Raw genomic sequence first — 17875 nt, 5'->3', positions numbered from 1 at the left:
CACGGCGCATCCCATCTCGACACAGTGCGGGGAAGCATGGATTTCGACGTCATCGTTCTGGGGGCCGGCATCGTCGGCGTGTCGTCGGCGCTGCATCTGCAGGATCGCGGGCTGCGTGTCGCGCTCGTCGACCGGCGCGCGCCCGGCGAGGAAACCAGCCACGGCAATGCCGGGTTGATCGAGCGCTCGTCGGTCGTGCCGTATGCGTTTCCGCGCCGGCTCGGCACGCTGCTGCGCTATGCGCGCAACCGCTCGGTCGATCTCTATTGGGACTACCGCGCGCTGCCTGCGTATGCGGGCTGGCTCGCGCGCTTCTGGCGCGAATCGTCGCCGCAGCGGCTCGCCGCCGCCGCGCGCGACCTGCTGCCGCTCGTCGCGGCGAGCGTCGTCGAGCACGATGCGCTGCTCGCGCGCACCGACGCCCAGCCGCTCGTGCACGACGGCGGATGGATCGAGGCGTTCCGTTCGCCCGCGCTGTTCGACGCGGAAGCGCGCGCGCAGCAGCAGGTCGCCGCCGCGCACGGGCTGCGGATGACCGTGCTCGACGCGCATGCGCTGCGCGCGCGCGAGCCCGGTATCGGCGACGCATTCTGCGGCGCTTTCCACTGGCAGGACCCGAAGACCGTGTCGAGTCCGGGCGGGCTGACCAAGGCGTATGCGCGACTGTTCGAGCGCGACGGCGGCACGTTCGTGCGCGGCGATGCGACGACGCTCGTGCAGGTCGATGACGGCTGGCAGGTGCGGTCCGCACACGGGCCGATCTCCGCGCGCTCGGCCGTGGTCGCGCTCGGGCCGTGGTCCGATCAGGTGTTCGCGCCGCTCGGCTACCGGATTCCGCTGCGCGCGAAGCGCGGGTATCACATGCATTACCGGCCGACGCGCACGCCGCTGAACGTGCCCGTGTGCGACACCGAGGCAGGCTTCGTCGTCGCGCCGATGGAGGGCGGCCGCCTGCGGCTCACGACCGGCGTCGAGATCGCGCCGCGCGACGCGCCGCCGACCGGCGTGCAACTCGCGCGCGCCGAACCGCTGGCGCGCGACGCGTTCGGCATCGGCGAGCGGCTCGATCCGGAACCGTGGCTCGGGATGCGGCCGTGCACGCCCGACATGCGTCCTGTGATCGGACCCGCGCCACGGCACCGTCATTTGTGGTTCGCGTTCGGCCATTGCCATCACGGGCTCACGCTTGGGCCGGCGACCGGCCGCCTGCTCGCCGAAATGATGACGGGCGCGCCGACCTATATCGATCCGCGTCCGTACCGGCCCGCACGTTTCGGCTGAACCGGCGGCGCGCACATGCGGTTTTGGCCGCCGGCGCGCGCCGGCGGCAATGCGCGTGTTTGACAGTTTTTCATTCTGCTGTCCGCGTTATCGAGATCCGCGCAATCGGAAATGATCTGCGTAATCGATAAGAAAGAAAATCGCGCGATAAAAGAAAATCAGGAAATTCGCGATTTATCAATGCATTTTCATATTGCTGAAATGCGTAATGGGCAGCTGACCCATGACGGCATGGGGCGGCATCGCGGCCCCGCGTTCCGGCGTTACGCGGAATGTACCGGAACACGTTACTGCGGGGCTCGCAAACGTTACGTTACATCCGTGTTCCGATGACCTTTTTCGTCAGACGATTCGGGCGCTGCAAGCCGTGAATTCCCGCTGAATCGATTAAAAAAGCATTATTGCCCGTCAATAGGAAGACGAATCATCCGATTTCCGGAATTGGCACGCTTCGTGCAATCCGTCCCCATGCTTTGTCAACGTAGTGCCAACCGAGATGGGGAAAATAACGATGGGACAGAATTTTAAATTGACGGGTGTGGCGCTGTCGGTCGCGACGGTGTTCGGGGTGCTGGCTTCGGGTTCCGCGATGGCGGGGGCCCTCGATTCGCTGCCGATTCCGCAAGTGATCGTCAATCCGCCGACCAACAGCGTGTCGGTCGGGCTGGTCGCGACGGGCACGTCGCCGCTGGGCTCGGTCACCGTGACGGCGGGCGGGTCGGGTGCGATCCAGACGTCGCTCGGCGAGCCGGGGCAAGTGTTGTCGGGAGCCGTGGGGGCGGTGACGGGCGCACTCGGTGGTGGCGGCGGCACGGTGCAGCCGCTGGGGGCGGTGCAGGGTGTGGTGAATCAGGTGACGGGCGCGCTGGGCGGCGGTAATCCCGCTGGTGCGCTGACGGGGGCACTGAATACGGCGACGGGGACGCTGAGTAATGCGGTTGGCACGGTGACGGGTGCATTGGGTAATGTCGGCGGCGGCGCGAATCCGCTGGCGCCGGTGCAAGGCGTGGTGAATCAGGTGACGGGCGCGCTGGGCGGCGGCAATCCCGCTGGTGCGTTGACGGGGGCACTCGGCACGGTGACGGGTGCATTGGGCGGAGTCGGCGGTGGCTCGAATCCGCTGGCGCCGGTTCAAGGTGTAGTGAATCAAGTAACGGGCGCGTTGAGCGGCGGCAATCCGGCCGGCGCACTGACCGGCGCGCTGAACACGGCGACGGGCACGCTGAGCAACGCGCTCGGCACGGCAACGGGTGCATTGGGCGGAGTCGGCGGTGGCTCGAATCCGCTCGCGCCGGTTCAAGGTGTAGTGAATCAAGTAACGGGCGCGTTGAGCGGCGGCAATCCGGCCGGTGCACTGACGGGCGCATTGAATACGGCAACCGGCACGCTGAGCAGCGCGCTCGGCACGGCAACGGGCGCCCTGAGTGGTATCGGCGGTGGTTCGAATCCGCTGGCGCCGGTGCAAGGCGTCGTGAATCAGGTAACGGGTGCGCTCGGTGGCGGTAACCCGGCGGGTGCGCTGACCGGCGCAGTCGGCACGGTGACCGGCGCGCTGGGTGGTATCGGCGGAGGTTCGAATCCGCTGGCGCCGGTGCAAGGCGTCGTGAATCAGGTAACGGGTGCGCTCGGTGGCGGTAACCCGGCGGGTGCGCTGACCGGCGCAGTCGGCACGGTGACCGGCGCACTGGGCAATCTCGGCGGAGGTTCGAATCCGCTGGCAGCGGTTCAGGGTGTCGTGAACGGGCTTACGGGCACGATCGGCGGCGGCGATCCGGCAGGTGCACTGACCGGTGTCGTTGGCACGGTCACGGGAGCGCTGGGTAACCTCGGCAGCGGCTCGAACCCACTCGCGCCGGTGCAGGGCGTGGTGAACGGCGTCACGGGCGCGCTCGGCGGCAGTCCGGCGGGCGCATTGACCGGCGCGCTCGGTACGGTGACCGGTGCCCTGGGTGGCGTTGGCGGCGGCAACCCGGCGGGCGCATTGACTGGCGCCCTCGGAACGGTGACGGGCGCGTTGGGCGGCGTTGGCGGCGGCAACCCGGCGGGCGCATTGACTGGCGCCCTCGGAACGGTGACCGGCGCGTTGGGTGGCATCGGCGGCAACAACCCGGCCGGCGCCTTGACCGGCGCCCTCGGCACGGTGACGGGCGCGTTGGGTGGCGTTGGCGGCGGCAACCCGGCCGGCGCCTTGACGGGCGCTCTCGGAACGGTGACCGGCGCGTTGGGCGGCATCGGCGGCGGCAACCCGGCCGGCGCCTTGACCGGTGCACTCGGCACAGTAACCGGCGCCCTGGGCAACCTCGGCGGCGGCGCGAACCCGATCACCCCGATCCAGAACGTCGTGAACCAGGTCACCGGCACGCTCGGCAGCGGTAACCCGGCCGGCGCACTGAGCAACGCGGTCAACACGATCACGGGCACGCTCGGCAACGTCGGCGGCGCAGGCAGCCCGCTCGCGCCGGTGCAAGGCGTCGTCACGCAACTCGCCGGCACGCTCGGCAACGGCGACCCTGCCGGCGCGCTGACGAACGCGCTGAACTCGGTGACGGGTGCGCTCAGCGGCGCGAATCCGCTGGCGCCGGTGCAGGGCGTCGTAAACCAGGTCGTCGGCACGCTGTCGGGTGCAGGCGGCGGCAGCCCGATTGCGCCGATCACGAACCTCGTCAACGGTCTGCAGAACGCGCTGCCGGGCGGCAATCCGGCCGGCGCGCTGACCGGCGCCCTCGGCTCCGTGACGGGTGCGCTCGGCAACCTCGGCGGCACGAATCCGCTGGCGCCGGTGCAAGGCGTCGTGAACCAGGTCGTCGGCACGCTCGGCGGCAGCAACCCGGCCGGCACGCTGAGCAACGCGGTCGGGACCGCCACCGGTGCCCTCGGCAACGCGGTCGGCTCGGTGGCGGGCGCGCTCGGCGCATTGGGCGGCACGAGCCCGCTGGCGCCGGTGCAGGGCGTCGTGAACCAGGTCGTCGGTACGCTCGGCAGCGGCAATCCGGCCGGTGCATTGACGGGCGCGCTGAACTCGGTGACGGGTGCCCTCGGCAACCTCGGCGGGTCGAACCCGCTCGCGCCGGTGCAAGGCGTCGTGAACCAGGTGGTCGGTACGCTGTCCGGCGCCGCCGGCAACAGCCCGATCGCGCCGATCACGAACCTCGTGAGCGGCCTGACGGGCGGCGGCAACCCGGCCGGCGCACTGACCGGTGCGCTCGGTTCGGTGACGGGCGCACTCGGGAACGGCCCGGCGGCGCTCGGCCAGGCAGCCGGCGCGCTGTCGGGTGCGGCCGGTTCGACGGCGGCGGCAGGCGGCAGCCTGCTCGGCTCGGGCGCGAACGCGGCAGGCAGCACGGCCGGCGTGGTCGGTTCGCTGCTGACGACGGGGGCCAACTCGACGGCGACGGTCGTCAATGCGGCCGGCACGTCGGTGGGCACGGTGCTCGGTTCCGCGCCGGGCCTGTCGGTGACGCCGCATTCCGGCAACGGCTCGCCGAACAACCCGCTCGCCCCGGTGACGACGCTGCTCCAGTCGCTGACCGGCGCACTGCCGAGGTAAGCGGCCGAAACCGGCCGAACCCGCACGACGGCGCCGCATCGGCCGTCGTGCGAAACGGACGTGCAATACGGGTTGCAATACGTGTCGCGCAACGCGGCATGACAGCGATGTCATGCCGCGTTGTCGTTTCCGGGTTCCCGCTTTCTTTCGCCGCATGAACGATCGTCGCCGCTCGTCGCGCCGCCGGATGGAATAACCGCCCGCCACCGTCCGTTTACATACCGAGTTCCGGCGCGGCCGGCCGGCGGGATAATGATCGCGACGCAGCCGATCGTCCCGTCCGGCGGCACCGTGTCGCGACACGACGTCAAGGAGAACGGGAATGAAACGGATGCTTTTCGCTGCCGCGCTGACGGCGGCGATCGTGCGGCCGGCGGCCGCGGAACCGCCCCAGGTCGGCGACGGGAAACTGGTCGACGAAGCGCACATGACGCTGTACGTGTTCGATCGCGATGCGCCGGGCAAGAGCATGTGCGACAGCGCGTGCGCAGCCAACTGGCCGCCCGCGTTCGCCGACGCGTACGACAAGGCGTCGGGCGCGCTGAGCCTCGTCGCCCGCGACGATGGCAAAAAGCAATGGGCGTACCGCGGCCGCCCGCTGTATCGCTGGAAGATGGACCACAAGGCCGGCGACGCGAGCGGCGACGGCATCGGCGGCATGTGGCACGTTGCGCGGCCGTGACCGCGCGGCGACGCGCGAGGCACCCCGATGAGCTATGAATCGGACCTGCTGGTGTGGCTTCCGCATCTCACGCGCTATGCGCGTGCGCTGACGGGCGAGCGCGCGTGGGCCGACGATCTCGTGCAGGACACGCTCGAACGGGCGCTGAACCGGCCGCCGCGTGACGGCGGCAACCTGCGTGCATGGCTGCTGACGCTGTTGCGGCACCGCTTCATCGACCAGTTGCGCGCGCGGCACGAGATCGCGGTCGACGACGCGACGGCGCCCTGGCAGACGATGGCCGCGCCGGCCGGCGAGGTGGGCGGCCTGGAGTTGCGCGACGTGCAGCGCGCGCTGTACCGGCTGCCGGTCGAACAGCGCGAGGTGCTGCTGCTGGTCGCGCTCGAGGAGTTGAGCTATCGCGATGCCGCGCAGGTGCTCGGCGTGCCGGTGGGCACGGTGATGTCGCGGCTCGCGCGGGCGCGCGCGCAGATGCGCGCGTTGCTGTCGGACGCCCCGCCGGCGCACGGTACGGCCACGTTACGGGTGATCGGGAAGCCATGATGGACGATCCGCGCAAGCCTTCGAACCAGCAGGACGACGATGCGTCGGCGCAACTGCTGTCCGCGTTGCTGGACGGCGAACTGTCCGGGCACGAGCGGCGCGAGGTGCTCGAGCGCCTGCAGTCCGATCCGCAGGAAGCCGAACGATTCGCGCACTACCGTGCGCAGCGCGACGCGCTGAAGGCGCTGTTCCCGCTGCCGGGCGCGGCACCCGCGTTGTTCGTGCAGCGCCGCGCGCCGCGCTGGCGCGCCGTCGCGCATGCGTTCGCGGGGCTGGCGGCCGGGCTGCTGATCGGTGTCGCGCTGCATGCGGGCTGGGCGGCGTTCGGCCGCGAACCGGCGTTCGCCGCGCGCGCCGATGTCGCCTACGCCGTGTACGCGGCCGAACGCGAGCATCCGGTGGAAGTCGGTGCGGCCGATCCGGCGCGCCTCGCCGCATGGCTGTCGGCGCGCGTCGGCCGGCCGGTGCATGCACCGTCGCTCGACGAATACGGTTACGTGCTGCTGGGCGGCCGGTTGCTGCCCGGCGACGCGGGGCCGGCCGCGCAGCTGATGTACCAGCGCGCGGACGGCGCTCGCGTGACGCTGTACATGACCGCGTACGATGCGCGGCGTCTCGCGCCGCAGGCGATGTCGGCCGATGGCCGCTACACGTATTTCTGGTCGGATCGCGGCATGGGTTATGCGTTATCCGGTCGCGGCGACGAACGGCGTCTGCGCGAGCTCGCGATCGACGCATGCGGTGCGCTGGGCGGGCCGACCGACGCGTGGAAAGGCTGACGCGCGGCACCCGCAGGGAGCAGGCGATGAAGACGGCGATGATGAAGGGACTCGTGCTGGCGATGTTCGTCGCGGGCACGACGCTTGCGCGCGCAGAGGGCGACCCGCCCGTGCGCGTACCGATCGACGCGGACGGTGTGCAGCGCGTGACGATCGTCGGCGGCAGCTATTTCTTCCGGCCGAATCACGTGATCGTCCGCGCGCACGCGCCGGTCGAGCTGACCGTGTCGGCCGAGCCCGGCGTGGTGCCGCACAGCTTCGAACTCGACGCGCCGCAGGCCGGTATCGCGGTACGTACCGAGCTCGGCACGACGCCGAAGACGTTTCGTTTCACGCCGGTGCAGCCCGGTCGATTCGCCTACTATTGCACGCACCGGCTGCTGTTTTTCAGGAGCCATCGCGAGCGCGGGATGGAAGGCGTGCTCGATGTCGAGGCGGCGCCGTGATCGCCGCGTTGCTGGCCGCGAGCCTGATAGGAGCGAGCATGACAGCCGATCCCGTGAGCGTCGCGCAGGCGCATTTCGACCACGTCCGCTCGTACCGCGCGACGATCCGCTCGTCGGCGCGCGACGGCGCGCGCACCGAAATCCGTTACGCGTACCTGAAACCGGGCTTCGTCCGGATGGATTTCGTCTCGCCGCATCGCGGCGCGGTGCTCGCGTACGATCCCGGCGACGGCAAGGTGCGGCTGCGTCCGTTCGGCACGCATGCGCCGCCCGCGCTGACGCTGTCGCCGTCCAATCCGCTCGTGCGCGACCGCGCCGGCCACCGGGTCGACCGCTCGGACGTCGGCGAACTGCTGCGCAACGTTCATGCGCTGCAGCAGGGCGGCGCGACGGTGACCGAAGGCGAGGAGGCCGTCGGCGGCCGGACCGCGCAGCGCGTGCTGGTCACGGGCGCGCCCGCGCACGCGGTCGACGGCGTGCACCGCTACCGGTTGTGGCTCGACGCCGCGGACGGTTTTCCGCTGAAGGTCGTCAGCTACGCGGGCGATGACGACGTGCCGCTCGAAACCGTGACGCTCGACGACGTGGAGATCGACGTCGCGTTTCCCGAGCGCTTCTTCGCGCCGTGACGGCGCGCCGATTCGCGTTCCTGACGCGCATGCCGGAGGCTGCATGGCGGAGTACCGGTTTTCGACGACCTGGCGGGTGGATGCGCCGCTCGCGGCGGTCTGGGATGCGATCTACCAGGTCGATCGCTGGCCCGACTGGTGGAAGGGCGCGGTGCGCACCGTCGAGCTCGAGCCGGGCGACGCGCGCGGCGTCGGCGCGCTGCACCGGTATACCTGGAAGGGTGCGCTGCCGTACCGGCTGACCTTCGACATGCGCGTGCGGCGCGTCGAGCGGCCGCATGCGCTCGAAGGCCGCGCGAGCGGCGCGATCGAAGGCGACGGACGCTGGTCGTTCGCCGCCGACGGCGCGCGCACCGTCGTGCGCTACGACTGGCATATCCGCACGCACGGCTGGATGAACTGGCTGGAGCCGCTCGCCCGGCCGCTGTTCCGATGGAATCACGACGTCGTGATGCGCGAAGGCGCGAAGGGGCTCGCGCAGCGGCTGGGCGCGGCCGTCGAGACGGACGGCCGGACCTTCCGGCCGCTGTCGGGCGCGGACTGCGCCGACGCGTGAGATCGACCCCGAGACGCTGGCGAACGCGCACGTCGCGGCAGACGAAATCGGTGCCCGCACGGTTTTTTTGATGCGATGTCGCCGGCCTCAGGAACTCCGGGCTTACCCGGTGTCCAAACGGGGCGGGATGGGATACGCGGGCCGCCCGGGCCTGCATCTCGGGCCGCCCGTGTTCGAAATGGCTTTGTTTTAAAAGGGTTTTTTGTTGTTTTCGTGTGTTTTCCCGCCGCGGCACCGCCTCGAAAATTCCTCTGGTTTCCCTTCTTGAATTTGTCAAAACCCGTCCATATAATTAGCACTCGCTGCACGAGAGTGCTAACAATTCTCTGCCGGGCGATAAGCCGGGCAGCTTCCCTAAGCGTTCTTCAATCTCAGTCAAGAGAGGAGTGAATATGAACCTTCGTCCTTTGCACGATCGCGTGATCGTCAAGCGCCTGGATCAGGAAACCAAGACCGCCTCGGGCATCGTGATCCCCGAAGCAGCTGCCGAGAAGCCGGATCAAGGCGAGATCCTCGCGGTCGGCCCGGGCAAGCGCGACGACAAGGGCGCCCCGATCGCGCTCGACGTGAAGGTCGGCGATCGTGTCCTGTTCGGCAAGTACGCAGGTCAGACCGTGAAGGTCGACGGCCAGGAACTGCTGGTCATGCGCGAAGAAGACATCATGGCCGTGGTCAACGCCAAGTAAGCGTCCTCCGACGGTACATATTCCCAAGAATTCAAGGAGTTAGAAGATGGCAGCTAAAGACGTCGTATTCGGCGATTCCGCCCGTTCGAAGATGGTCGAAGGCGTGAACATTCTCGCCAACGCAGTCAAGGTCACGCTGGGTCCGAAGGGCCGCAACGTCGTGCTCGAGCGCAGCTTCGGCGGCCCGACGGTCACCAAGGACGGTGTGTCGGTCGCGAAGGAAATCGAGCTGAAGGACAAGCTCCAGAACATGGGCGCGCAAATGGTCAAGGAAGTTGCTTCCAAGACCAGCGACAACGCAGGCGACGGCACGACGACGGCAACCGTCCTCGCGCAATCGATCGTTCGCGAAGGCATGAAGTACGTCGCATCGGGCATGAACCCGATGGACCTGAAGCGCGGCATCGACAAGGCAGTCGCAGCGGCTGTCGAAGAGCTGAAGAAGATCAGCAAGCCGTGCACGACGAACAAGGAAATCGCACAGGTCGGCTCGATCTCGGCGAACAGCGATTCGTCGATCGGCGATCGCATCGCTGAAGCGATGGACAAGGTCGGCAAGGAAGGCGTGATCACCGTCGAAGACGGCAAGTCGCTGGCCGACGAGCTCGACGTCGTCGAAGGCATGCAATTCGACCGCGGCTACCTGTCGCCGTACTTCATCAACAACCCGGACAAGCAAGTCGCCGTCCTCGACAACCCGTTCGTGCTGCTGCACGACAAGAAGGTGTCGAACATCCGTGATCTGCTGCCGGTGCTCGAGCAAGTCGCGAAGGCTGGCCGTCCGCTGCTGATCATCGCTGAAGACGTCGAAGGCGAAGCGCTCGCCACGCTGGTCGTCAACAACATCCGCGGCATCCTGAAGACCGTTGCGGTCAAGGCGCCGGGCTTCGGCGATCGTCGCAAGGCGATGCTGGAAGACATCGCGATCCTGACCGGCGGTCAAGTCGTCGCGGAAGAAACCGGCCTGACGCTCGAGAAGGCAACGCTGGCAGAGCTGGGCCAGGCGAAGCGCATCGAAGTGGGCAAGGAAAACACGACGATCATCGACGGCGCAGGCGAAGCCGTGAACATCGAAGCACGCGTGAAGCAAGTGCGCGCGCAAATCGAAGAAGCGACGTCGGACTACGACCGTGAAAAGCTGCAAGAGCGCGTGGCTAAGCTGGCCGGCGGCGTTGCAGTGATCAAGGTCGGTGCTGCGACCGAAGTCGAAATGAAGGAAAAGAAGGCACGTGTCGAAGACGCACTGCACGCCACGCGCGCAGCTGTGGAAGAAGGCATCGTGGCCGGTGGCGGCGTTGCGCTGATCCGCGCACGCACCGCGATCGCAGGCCTGACCGGCGCGAACGCCGACCAGAACGCCGGCATCAAGATCGTGCTGCGCGCGATGGAAGAGCCGCTGCGCCAGATCGTCACGAACGGCGGCGAAGAAGCCAGCGTCGTGGTGGCGGCAGTTGCTGCAGGCACGGGCAACTACGGCTACAACGCAGCAACGGGCGAGTACGTCGACATGGTTGAAGCCGGTGTCGTCGACCCGACCAAGGTCACGCGCACCGCACTGCAGAACGCAGCTTCGGTTGCAGGCCTGCTGCTGACGACGGACGCAGCTGTCGCAGAACTGCCGAAGGAAGACGCACCGATGCCGGGCGGCATGCCGGGCGGCATGGGCGGCATGGGCATGGACATGTAATCGACTTCGGTCGAAGGTGTCCGGAGCGCGCAGCGATGCGCGTTCCAGCCAAAAGAAAAGACCCGCAGCGATGCGGGTCTTTTTTTATTGGTGCAAGGGGTTTTTGACGCGTGCGCGGCTCGGCCGGATGCATCGGCCGCAAAACGGCGCGACGTGCGGCGACGGCACCTGCCCGCCGCCGACGACTCAATGCCGGTGCGACGTCCTCAGCACCGCGTCGGCCTTCACGGCCGGCGGCGAGTCCGACTCGTCGTTGCTGCGCGCCCAGAAGAACCGGTCGGGCAGGTACGCGCCCATGCCGGGCCGGAACGCGTCGCGCACGGCCTGGTACAGGTATTCCTGCGCCTCGCGCACGGCTTCGGGCGGCTCCTGGCCGTTCGCGAGCAGCGCCGCGATGGCCGCGCCGAGCGTGTCGGTGATGCCCATCAGCCGGTGCGGCGAGCGATCCCACATGTCTTCGCGGAGCTGGCCTTCCTCGCCGTACAGCGTGTTGACGAGCCGGTGCGAGCCCGTTTCCGACGACAGGATGTATTCGCAACCCTGCGACAGCAGGTGCGACACGGCCGCGTCGAGATTCGGCGCTTCGGCGTCGCCATCCGGCTGGGCCAGCGCGATCAGCGTCGCGTGGTCGGCGACCAGCAGCGTGGTTTGCGGCGCCAGCAGGTCGGCGATCGATTCGCGCAGGTCGTCGGCGGCGAGCACGTGCTCGTCGTCGAGCGTGAAGTCCGGTGCGAGCACGAGCGGCACGCCGTCGTAGTCGGCGACGACCTCGGCGATCGCGCTCACGACTTCCGCGCGCGTCGCCGCGCCGATCTTGAACGCGGCAACCGGCATGTCTTCGAGCAGCATGCGCGCCTGCGCGGCGACGACATCGGGATCGAGGCCGGTCACTTCATCGCAGGCGGCCGAATCGCGCACGGTATAGCCGGTCAGGACGGACACGCCGTGACAGCCCATGCTCGCCAGGGTCATCAGATCGGCTTGGAGGCCGGAGCCGCCGGTGGGATCGGACAGGCCGAAGGTGAGGACGATCGGAGGGGCGTTGCTGGACATGTAAAAATGGGGCAAGAGAAAAACGGACAAGCGACGGAGATGCGGACGGCGAGGCGAATGGGCTTGTTCGGCCCTGTGTTGCCCGGCAGGCCGCACTTTTCAACCATTATGCGGTGGAATCCGGCCGGTACGACGGATTTTTTAGCGCAGCGCAACGTAGTTGCCGTCCTCCAGCGCGATTGCTAGGCAGTCCGGCCCCGACACGGTACCATCATGGCTCCCGAATTTACCGACTTTTCCCCGACGCGGCTTAAGATGGAATACAAGAGCTGGATGTGCCTGATTTGTGGCTGGATTTACGACGAAGAAGCCGGGCTGCCGGAAGAGGGCATTGCCCCGGGCACGCGCTGGGAAGACGTCCCGATCAACTGGACGTGCCCCGAATGCGGCGCCCGCAAGGAAGACTTCGAGATGGTCCAGATCTGATCGGACCGCTGGCCCACGGACACTCCGCTCAGGCCTCGCACCGGCCCGGCGCTCGCGCGCCGCGGTTCGCGCGAGCGACTTGACGATGACAGGCGCGCGTGTCCATGACGTCCGATCCGGCGAACGTTCCCCACCCTGACGCATTGCCCAACCCGCGTGGCGGCGCCGTACGCGCGGCCGACGCGTGGCTGGCGGCCGCCGCCGACGCATTCGAGCGGCGCGACGACGCCGCGGCGCCGCTTGCCGCGGCCGCGGCCGTGCTCGCGGAAGCCGGCTGGTTGCCGGCCGCGCGTTTCGCCGGGCAACTGGCGGCCGCCGTGCCGCTCGTCGCCACCGAGCCGACTTCGGCCGGCTGGCGGGCGGCGCTGCACGATTTTCGTGCAGCCGTCGGCCGTCACAACCTGCGCGAGCTTGCGTGCTCGCCGGTTCTCTTCGAGCATTTCCGTGCGTTGCGTGCGCAAAGCGCCGCCGACCTGCGCGCGAGCGCGCCGCTCGATGCACTCGCGCTGGTCGGCCGCGCGGTGCCGCCCGCCACCTTGCGCGCACTGCCCGACGCAGTCGCGCCCCGGATTCGCGCCCGCTACGAGCAGGCGCTGCTCGGCGTGCTGCGGGCCGAACACGGCGCGCCAAGCGCGGCGCTCGACGAACTCGACGCGATGCTGGCCGCGCTCACCGACGACGGGCCGTACGATTTCTGGCGGCTCGCGGCCGCATGCGTGCGCGCGCTGCGCGCAAGCGGCGCGCCCGAGCTGAAGCGCTTTCTCGCGCGGACCAACCTGCTGCTCGGCGAACACGCGCAGGGCCGGCGCAGCGCGCCGCCCGAACTGGTGCGCGAGACGGTGGCGCTGCTGTGGCGCGATTTCGCGCTGTTCGGCGCCGCGGCCGAGGACGTCGCGCTCGTCGACGTGCTGCACGACTACGGGTTGACGGTCGACTGGCACGTCGCCGGCACGCCCGCCTCCGAAGCGTTGTGGGAGGCCGATGCCGCGCGGGCCGAGCGGGATGCGGTCGCCGTCGCGCCCACTCGCGCGCTCGGCGTCGTGACCGTCAACGCGCATGCCTATGAGGATTTCCTGCAGACCGCCGATGCGTCGATGGCCGACCTCGCGGCCAACCCGGCCGCCGCCGACGCGGGCGCCGCGTGGCACGCGTCCGCCGCCGCCTACCGGGTCGGCACGGCCGCGTGCGCGCTCGGGCTCGGCCACGCCGCGCTGCTGGCCGACACGCTGGGCCTGGCGTGGCGCCGTGCGGCGCACGGCGTGCCGCTCGCCGACGGCGGCCTCGATGCGCACCGTCATGCGTCCGACATGCTGCGCGCGGCGCTCCTGAAGATCGCGGCCGGCGTCGCGCCGCCGGATCTCACGGCCGCGTCCGACGCGCTCGGCACCGCGCTCGGCCGGACCTGACGAACAAGGGGACGGACACGCGACGGCGGCCCTTGCCGCGCGGGCCTGCAACACGCTGCCGACAGCGCCCGCGCGCGTGTTAGAGTGCCGTGTGATCCGCGCGCGCCGTTGCCAGCGCGGCGCGGCGTTGCTTGTTGATCGCGGCCCGGTCAGGTCGCGGCGTCTTTGCTAAAATTCAAACCATGTCAAAGCCTTCCGATCGCATCAATCTCACCAACCAGTTCCTGATCGCCATGCCGAACATGGCCGATCCGACGTTCTCGGGAACGGTGGTCTATCTTTGCGATCACAGCGAGCGCGGTGCGCTCGGCCTCGTCATCAATCGTCCTACCGACATCGACCTCGAATCGCTGTTCAACCGCATCGACCTGAAGCTCGACATCGAGCCGCTGCTGCACATTCCCGTGTACTTCGGCGGCCCGGTCCAGACCGAGCGCGGCTTCGTGCTGCACGAGCCGGTCGAGGGCGCGAGCTACAACTCGTCGATGTCCGTCGACGGCGGGCTCGAGATGACGACGTCGAAGGACGTGCTCGAGGCGGTCGCGACGGGCACCGGCCCGAAACGCTTCCTGCTGACGCTCGGCCATGCGGGCTGGGGCGCCGGGCAGCTCGAGGAAGAAATTTCCCGCAACGGCTGGCTGACGGTCGCCGCCGATCCGCGCATCGTGTTCGACACGCCGGCCGAAGAGCGCTTCGAAGCCGCGCTCGGCCTGCTCGGCGTCAGCTCGTCGATGCTGTCCGGCGAGGCAGGGCACGCATGAGCGGCGCGAGCGCGCGCGATGCGACGCTCCTGGCGTTCGACTACGGCGAAAAACGGATCGGCGTCGCGATCGGCAACGCGCTGACGCGCTCGGCCCGTGCGCTCGTCGTGATCCAGAACCTGAACCGTGAACACCGCTTCAAGGCGGTCGGCGACCTGCTGGCCGAATGGCGGCCGGACGCGCTCGTCGTGGGCCTGCCGATGCATCCGGACGGCACGCCGCACGACATGACGCAGCAGGCGAAGCGCTTCGGCAACCAGCTGAACGGCCGCTTCGGGCTGCCCGTCACGTGGGTCGACGAGCGCTATTCGTCGGTCGAGGCGGAGGCCGGGCTGCGCGAGCGCAACGTGCGCGGCCGCGCCCGCACCGACATGCTCGATGCCGAAGCCGCGCGCGTCATTCTTCAACAGTATCTCGATCAATTGTCCGACCATGAGCACCATTGACGCCGAGGCGCTTTACCTCGTCCTGCTCGACCAGATCCGCGCCGCGTACGGCACCGCGTTCGCCGAACCGGGCGGCCCGCGGCTCGCCGGCATTTACAGCGGCGGCGCGTGGCTCGCCGAGCGCCTCGCGCGCGATCTCGGCGCACCGGCGTTCGGCGTCGTCAACGTCGCGCTGCACCGCGACGATTACGCGAAGAAGGGGCTGCACAGCCAGGCCAGCCCGACGTCGCTGCCGTTCGAGATCGACGGCGCGCGCATCGTGCTCGTCGACGACGTGCTGTACACCGGGCGCACCGTCCGCGCGGCGCTCAACGAGCTGTTCGACTACGGCCGTCCGTCCGCGGTCGAGCTCGCGGTGCTGGCCGATCGCGGCGGCCGCGAGCTGCCGGTCGCCGCGCGCTTCGCGGGCGGCGCGCTCGACGTGCCGGCCGACGCGACGCTCGTGCTCGCGCGCGACGATGCGCGCTTCACGCTGCGCATCGAATCGCACGGCGCCTGAACGACACGCGAACCGTATCCCGGGCCGCCGGTTTGCACCGCGGCCCGTTTGCATAGTTGGAATCACGCACACCATGACCACCGACACCACTGGCCGCACCGGCAATCCCGCGGCGGCCGCGAGCCCCGACCGGTTTCGCTACGGCTTCCTGAAGGGCAACCCGCAGCTCACGAAAAACGGCGAGCTGAAGCACCTGCTGTCGATCGAGGGCCTGCCGCGCTCGATCGTCAATCACATCCTCGATACCGCCGAGCAGTTCGTCAGCGTGACGGACCGTGAAGTGAAGAAGGTGCCGCTGCTGCGCGGCAAGTCCGTGTTCAACCTGTTCTTCGAGAACTCGACGCGCACCCGCACGACCTTCGAGATCGCCGCGACGCGCCTGTCGGCCGACGTGCTGAACCTGAACATCAATGCGTCGTCGACGAGCAAGGGCGAATCGCTGCTCGACACGATCAACAACCTGTCGGCGATGCATGCCGACCTGTTCGTCGTGCGCCACGCGTCGAGCGGCGCGCCGTACCTGATCGCCGAGCACTGCGCGCCGCACGTGCACGTGATCAACGCCGGCGACGGCCGCCACGCGCACCCGACGCAGGGCCTGCTCGACATGTACACGATCCGGCACTACAAGCGCGACTTCACGAAGCTGCGCGTGGCGATCGTCGGCGACATCCTGCATTCGCGCGTCGCGCGCTCCGACATCCACGCGCTCACCACGCTCGGCGTGCCGGAAGTGCGCGCGATCGGCCCGCGCACGCTGCTGCCGGGCGGCCTCGAGCAGATGGGCGTGAAGGTGTTCCACAACCTCGACGAAGGGCTGAAGGGCGTCGACGTGATCATCATGCTGCGTCTGCAGAACGAACGGATGAGCGGCGCGCTGCTGCCGTCGGCGCAAGAGTACTTCAAGACCTGGGGCCTGACGCCCGAGCGCCTCGCGCTCGCCGCGCCCGACGCGATCGTGATGCACCCCGGGCCGATGAACCGCGGCGTCGAGATCGATTCGCAGGTCGCCGACGGTCCGCAGTCGGTGATCCTCAACCAGGTCACGTTCGGCATCGCCGTGCGGATGGCGGTGATGGGCATCGTCGCCGGCAACAGCGACTGAGCCCGCTTTCGCGCGTCCTCATTCAGGCATTCAACGCAATCAACGCATTCACAGACAGCGCATGAAGATTCATATCCAAGGCGGCACGCTGATCGACCCGGTCGCCGGCACCGAACGGCAGGCCGACGTATTCGTCGCGGACGGCAAGATCGCCGCGCTGGGCAGCGCGCCCGCCGGTTTCAACGCGGACAAGACGATCGACGCATCGGGCCTGGTCGTCGCGCCCGGCCTCGTCGACCTGTGCGCGCGGCTGCGCGAGCCCGGCTACGAACACAAGGCGACGCTCGCGTCCGAGATGGCCGCGGCCGTCGCGGGCGGCGTCACGACCCTCGTGTGCCCGCCGGACACCGATCCCGTGCTCGACGAGCCGGGCCTCGTCGAGATGCTCAAGTTCCGCGCGCGCAACCTGCGGCAGGCGAACGTGCATCCTCTCGGCGCGCTGACGGTCGGCCTCAAGGGCGAGGTGATCACCGAGATGGTCGCGCTGACCGAATCCGGCTGCGTCGGCTTCACGCACGCCAACGTGCCGGTGCGCGACACGCAGGTGCTGCTGCGCGCGCTGCAGTACGCGAGCACCTACGGCTACACGACGTGGCTGCGCCCGCTCGACGCGTTTATCGGCCGCGGCGGCGTGGCCGCGAGCGGCGCGCTCGCGTCGCGGCTCGGGCTGTCCGGCGTGCCGGTCGCGGCCGAGACGATCGCGCTGCACACGATTTTCGAACTGATGCGTGTGACGGGCGCGCGCGTGCACCTCGCGCGGCTGTCGTCCGCGGCCGGCCTCGCGCTCGTGCGTGAAGCAAAGGCCGAAGGGCTGCCCGTGACCTGCGACGTCGGCGTGAACCACGTCCACCTGATCGACGTCGACATCGGCTATTTCGATTCGCAGTTCCGGCTCGATCCGCCGCTGCGCAGCGAGCGCGACCGCGAGGCGATCCGCGTGGCGCTCGCCGACGGCACGATCGATGCGATCTGCTCGGATCACACGCCGGTCGACGACGACGAGAAACTGCTGCCGTTCGGCGAAGCGACGCCGGGTGCGACCGGGCTCGAACTGCTGCTGTCGCTGACGCTGAAGTGGGCGGACGAGACGCGCACGCCGCTCGCGCAGGCGCTGCGCCGCATCACGTCCGCGCCGGCCGACGTGCTGCAACTGCCGGCAGGCCGCCTCGCCGAAGGCGGCGCGGCCGACCTGTGCGTGTTCGATCCGCGCGCGCACTGGCGCGTCGAGCCGCGTGCGCTGAAGAGCCAGGGCCACAACTCGCCGTTCCTCGGCTACGAACTGCCGGCCACCGTGCGCGCGACGCTCGTGGCCGGGCAGGTCGCGTTCGAGCGCCACTGACCCA

Annotated in this window: 18 protein-coding genes; 17 read left to right on the top strand and 1 reads right to left on the bottom strand. The window is 69.1% G+C overall.

The genetic code is table 11. From position 1 onward, the window contains the following. Positions 1-36 precede the first annotated feature (36 nt). From HWX14_RS07150 to groL, 10 genes are all read left to right on the top strand, one after another. A complete protein-coding gene (locus tag HWX14_RS07150) occupies positions 37-1281 on the top strand; it encodes an FAD-binding oxidoreductase (protein WP_175882100.1) in 1245 nt (414 codons plus the stop codon). A gap of 511 nt (positions 1282-1792) precedes the next feature. Continuing rightward, complete coding sequence (locus HWX14_RS07145; protein WP_175882099.1) at positions 1793-4828, top strand: hypothetical protein; 3036 nt, start codon at positions 1793-1795, stop codon at positions 4826-4828. A gap of 322 nt (positions 4829-5150) precedes the next feature. Further along, on the top strand, positions 5151-5510 hold the full coding sequence (locus HWX14_RS07140; protein WP_175882098.1) for a hypothetical protein: 360 nt from the start codon (positions 5151-5153) through the stop codon (positions 5508-5510). A 27-nt stretch (positions 5511-5537) separates the two neighbouring features. Further along, entirely contained in the window at positions 5538-6053 is a 516-nt protein-coding gene (locus tag HWX14_RS07135) for a sigma-70 family RNA polymerase sigma factor (RefSeq protein WP_175882097.1), read from the top strand. Beyond that, positions 6050-6832: an anti-sigma factor gene (locus HWX14_RS07130; protein WP_175882096.1), complete on the top strand. Its 783-nt coding sequence runs from the start codon at positions 6050-6052 to the stop codon at positions 6830-6832. Before HWX14_RS07135 ends, HWX14_RS07130 begins: the two co-directional genes overlap by 4 nt. Before the next feature lie 26 nt (positions 6833-6858). Beyond that, the gene (locus tag HWX14_RS07125) at positions 6859-7278 is read left to right on the top strand and encodes a quinol oxidase (protein WP_175882095.1); all 420 of its coding nucleotides are present in this window, start codon (positions 6859-6861) and stop codon (positions 7276-7278) included. Continuing rightward, positions 7275-7907, top strand: coding sequence for a DUF1571 domain-containing protein (locus HWX14_RS07120; protein WP_175882094.1), 633 nt, complete (start codon positions 7275-7277; stop codon positions 7905-7907). Before HWX14_RS07125 ends, HWX14_RS07120 begins: the two co-directional genes overlap by 4 nt. Positions 7908-7950: 43 nt before the next feature. Then, positions 7951-8463, top strand: a complete 513-nt coding sequence (locus HWX14_RS07115) for an SRPBCC family protein (protein ID WP_175882093.1) — start codon at positions 7951-7953, stop codon at positions 8461-8463. A 392-nt stretch (positions 8464-8855) separates the two neighbouring features. Continuing rightward, on the top strand, positions 8856-9149 hold the full coding sequence (locus HWX14_RS07110; RefSeq protein WP_011544732.1) for a co-chaperone GroES: 294 nt from the start codon (positions 8856-8858) through the stop codon (positions 9147-9149). A gap of 46 nt (positions 9150-9195) precedes the next feature. Beyond that, complete coding sequence (groL, locus tag HWX14_RS07105) at positions 9196-10836, top strand: chaperonin GroEL (protein ID WP_027783699.1); 1641 nt, start codon at positions 9196-9198, stop codon at positions 10834-10836. Positions 10837-11022: 186 nt separating this feature from the next. Here groL and HWX14_RS07100 read toward each other — a convergent pair whose 3' ends face one another. After that, positions 11023-11889, bottom strand: a complete 867-nt coding sequence (locus tag HWX14_RS07100; RefSeq protein WP_175882092.1) for a hydroxymethylpyrimidine/phosphomethylpyrimidine kinase — start codon at positions 11887-11889, stop codon at positions 11023-11025. A 255-nt stretch (positions 11890-12144) separates the two neighbouring features. On the opposite strand from HWX14_RS07100, the gene HWX14_RS07095 reads away from it, so the two are divergent. The 7 genes from HWX14_RS07095 to HWX14_RS07065 all read left to right on the top strand — a co-directional run bounded on the left by HWX14_RS07095 (position 12145) and on the right by HWX14_RS07065 (position 17871). Next, the gene (locus HWX14_RS07095; RefSeq protein WP_004186709.1) at positions 12145-12315 is read left to right on the top strand and encodes a rubredoxin; all 171 of its coding nucleotides are present in this window, start codon (positions 12145-12147) and stop codon (positions 12313-12315) included. A gap of 104 nt (positions 12316-12419) precedes the next feature. After that, positions 12420-13721, top strand: a complete 1302-nt coding sequence (locus tag HWX14_RS07090; protein WP_175882091.1) for a hypothetical protein — start codon at positions 12420-12422, stop codon at positions 13719-13721. 182 nt (positions 13722-13903) lie between these two features. Then, complete coding sequence (locus tag HWX14_RS07085; protein ID WP_006491354.1) at positions 13904-14482, top strand: YqgE/AlgH family protein; 579 nt, start codon at positions 13904-13906, stop codon at positions 14480-14482. Next, on the top strand, positions 14479-14928 hold the full coding sequence (gene ruvX, locus HWX14_RS07080; RefSeq protein ID WP_006476737.1) for a Holliday junction resolvase RuvX: 450 nt from the start codon (positions 14479-14481) through the stop codon (positions 14926-14928). Before HWX14_RS07085 ends, ruvX begins: the two co-directional genes overlap by 4 nt. Then, positions 14915-15427: a bifunctional pyr operon transcriptional regulator/uracil phosphoribosyltransferase PyrR gene (pyrR, locus tag HWX14_RS07075; RefSeq protein WP_175882090.1), complete on the top strand. Its 513-nt coding sequence runs from the start codon at positions 14915-14917 to the stop codon at positions 15425-15427. The genes ruvX and pyrR overlap by 14 nt, the downstream gene beginning before the upstream one ends. A 73-nt stretch (positions 15428-15500) precedes the next feature. Further along, on the top strand, positions 15501-16532 hold the full coding sequence (locus HWX14_RS07070) for an aspartate carbamoyltransferase catalytic subunit (protein WP_006476735.1): 1032 nt from the start codon (positions 15501-15503) through the stop codon (positions 16530-16532). A 61-nt stretch (positions 16533-16593) separates the two neighbouring features. Next, complete coding sequence (locus HWX14_RS07065) at positions 16594-17871, top strand: dihydroorotase (protein WP_175882089.1); 1278 nt, start codon at positions 16594-16596, stop codon at positions 17869-17871. Positions 17872-17875: the final 4 nt, after the last annotated feature.

It is taken from the genome of Burkholderia sp. BCC0044, from assembly GCF_902832955.1.
Lineage (GTDB): Bacteria > Pseudomonadota > Gammaproteobacteria > Burkholderiales > Burkholderiaceae > Burkholderia.
This window is presented reverse-complemented; position numbering and strand designations above follow the sequence as displayed.

Coding starts and splice junctions, on each gene's coding strand:
- HWX14_RS07145 (WP_175882099.1), top strand. CDS start 1,793: ATGGGACAGAATTTTAAATTGACGGGTGTGGCGCTGTCGGTCGCGACG.
- HWX14_RS07095 (WP_004186709.1), top strand. CDS start 12,145: ATGGAATACAAGAGCTGGATGTGCCTGATTTGTGGCTGGATTTACGAC.
- groL (WP_027783699.1), top strand. CDS start 9,196: ATGGCAGCTAAAGACGTCGTATTCGGCGATTCCGCCCGTTCGAAGATG.
- HWX14_RS07125 (WP_175882095.1), top strand. CDS start 6,859: ATGAAGACGGCGATGATGAAGGGACTCGTGCTGGCGATGTTCGTCGCG.
- HWX14_RS07150 (WP_175882100.1), top strand. CDS start 37: ATGGATTTCGACGTCATCGTTCTGGGGGCCGGCATCGTCGGCGTGTCG.
- HWX14_RS07070 (WP_006476735.1), top strand. CDS start 15,501: ATGACCACCGACACCACTGGCCGCACCGGCAATCCCGCGGCGGCCGCG.
- HWX14_RS07110 (WP_011544732.1), top strand. CDS start 8,856: ATGAACCTTCGTCCTTTGCACGATCGCGTGATCGTCAAGCGCCTGGAT.
- HWX14_RS07100 (WP_175882092.1), bottom strand. CDS start 11,889: ATGTCCAGCAACGCCCCTCCGATCGTCCTCACCTTCGGCCTGTCCGAT.
- HWX14_RS07130 (WP_175882096.1), top strand. CDS start 6,050: ATGATGGACGATCCGCGCAAGCCTTCGAACCAGCAGGACGACGATGCG.
- HWX14_RS07115 (WP_175882093.1), top strand. CDS start 7,951: ATGGCGGAGTACCGGTTTTCGACGACCTGGCGGGTGGATGCGCCGCTC.
- HWX14_RS07090 (WP_175882091.1), top strand. CDS start 12,420: ATGACGTCCGATCCGGCGAACGTTCCCCACCCTGACGCATTGCCCAAC.
- HWX14_RS07065 (WP_175882089.1), top strand. CDS start 16,594: ATGAAGATTCATATCCAAGGCGGCACGCTGATCGACCCGGTCGCCGGC.
- HWX14_RS07135 (WP_175882097.1), top strand. CDS start 5,538: ATGAGCTATGAATCGGACCTGCTGGTGTGGCTTCCGCATCTCACGCGC.
- HWX14_RS07140 (WP_175882098.1), top strand. CDS start 5,151: ATGAAACGGATGCTTTTCGCTGCCGCGCTGACGGCGGCGATCGTGCGG.
- HWX14_RS07085 (WP_006491354.1), top strand. CDS start 13,904: ATGTCAAAGCCTTCCGATCGCATCAATCTCACCAACCAGTTCCTGATC.
- ruvX (WP_006476737.1), top strand. CDS start 14,479: ATGAGCGGCGCGAGCGCGCGCGATGCGACGCTCCTGGCGTTCGACTAC.
- pyrR (WP_175882090.1), top strand. CDS start 14,915: ATGAGCACCATTGACGCCGAGGCGCTTTACCTCGTCCTGCTCGACCAG.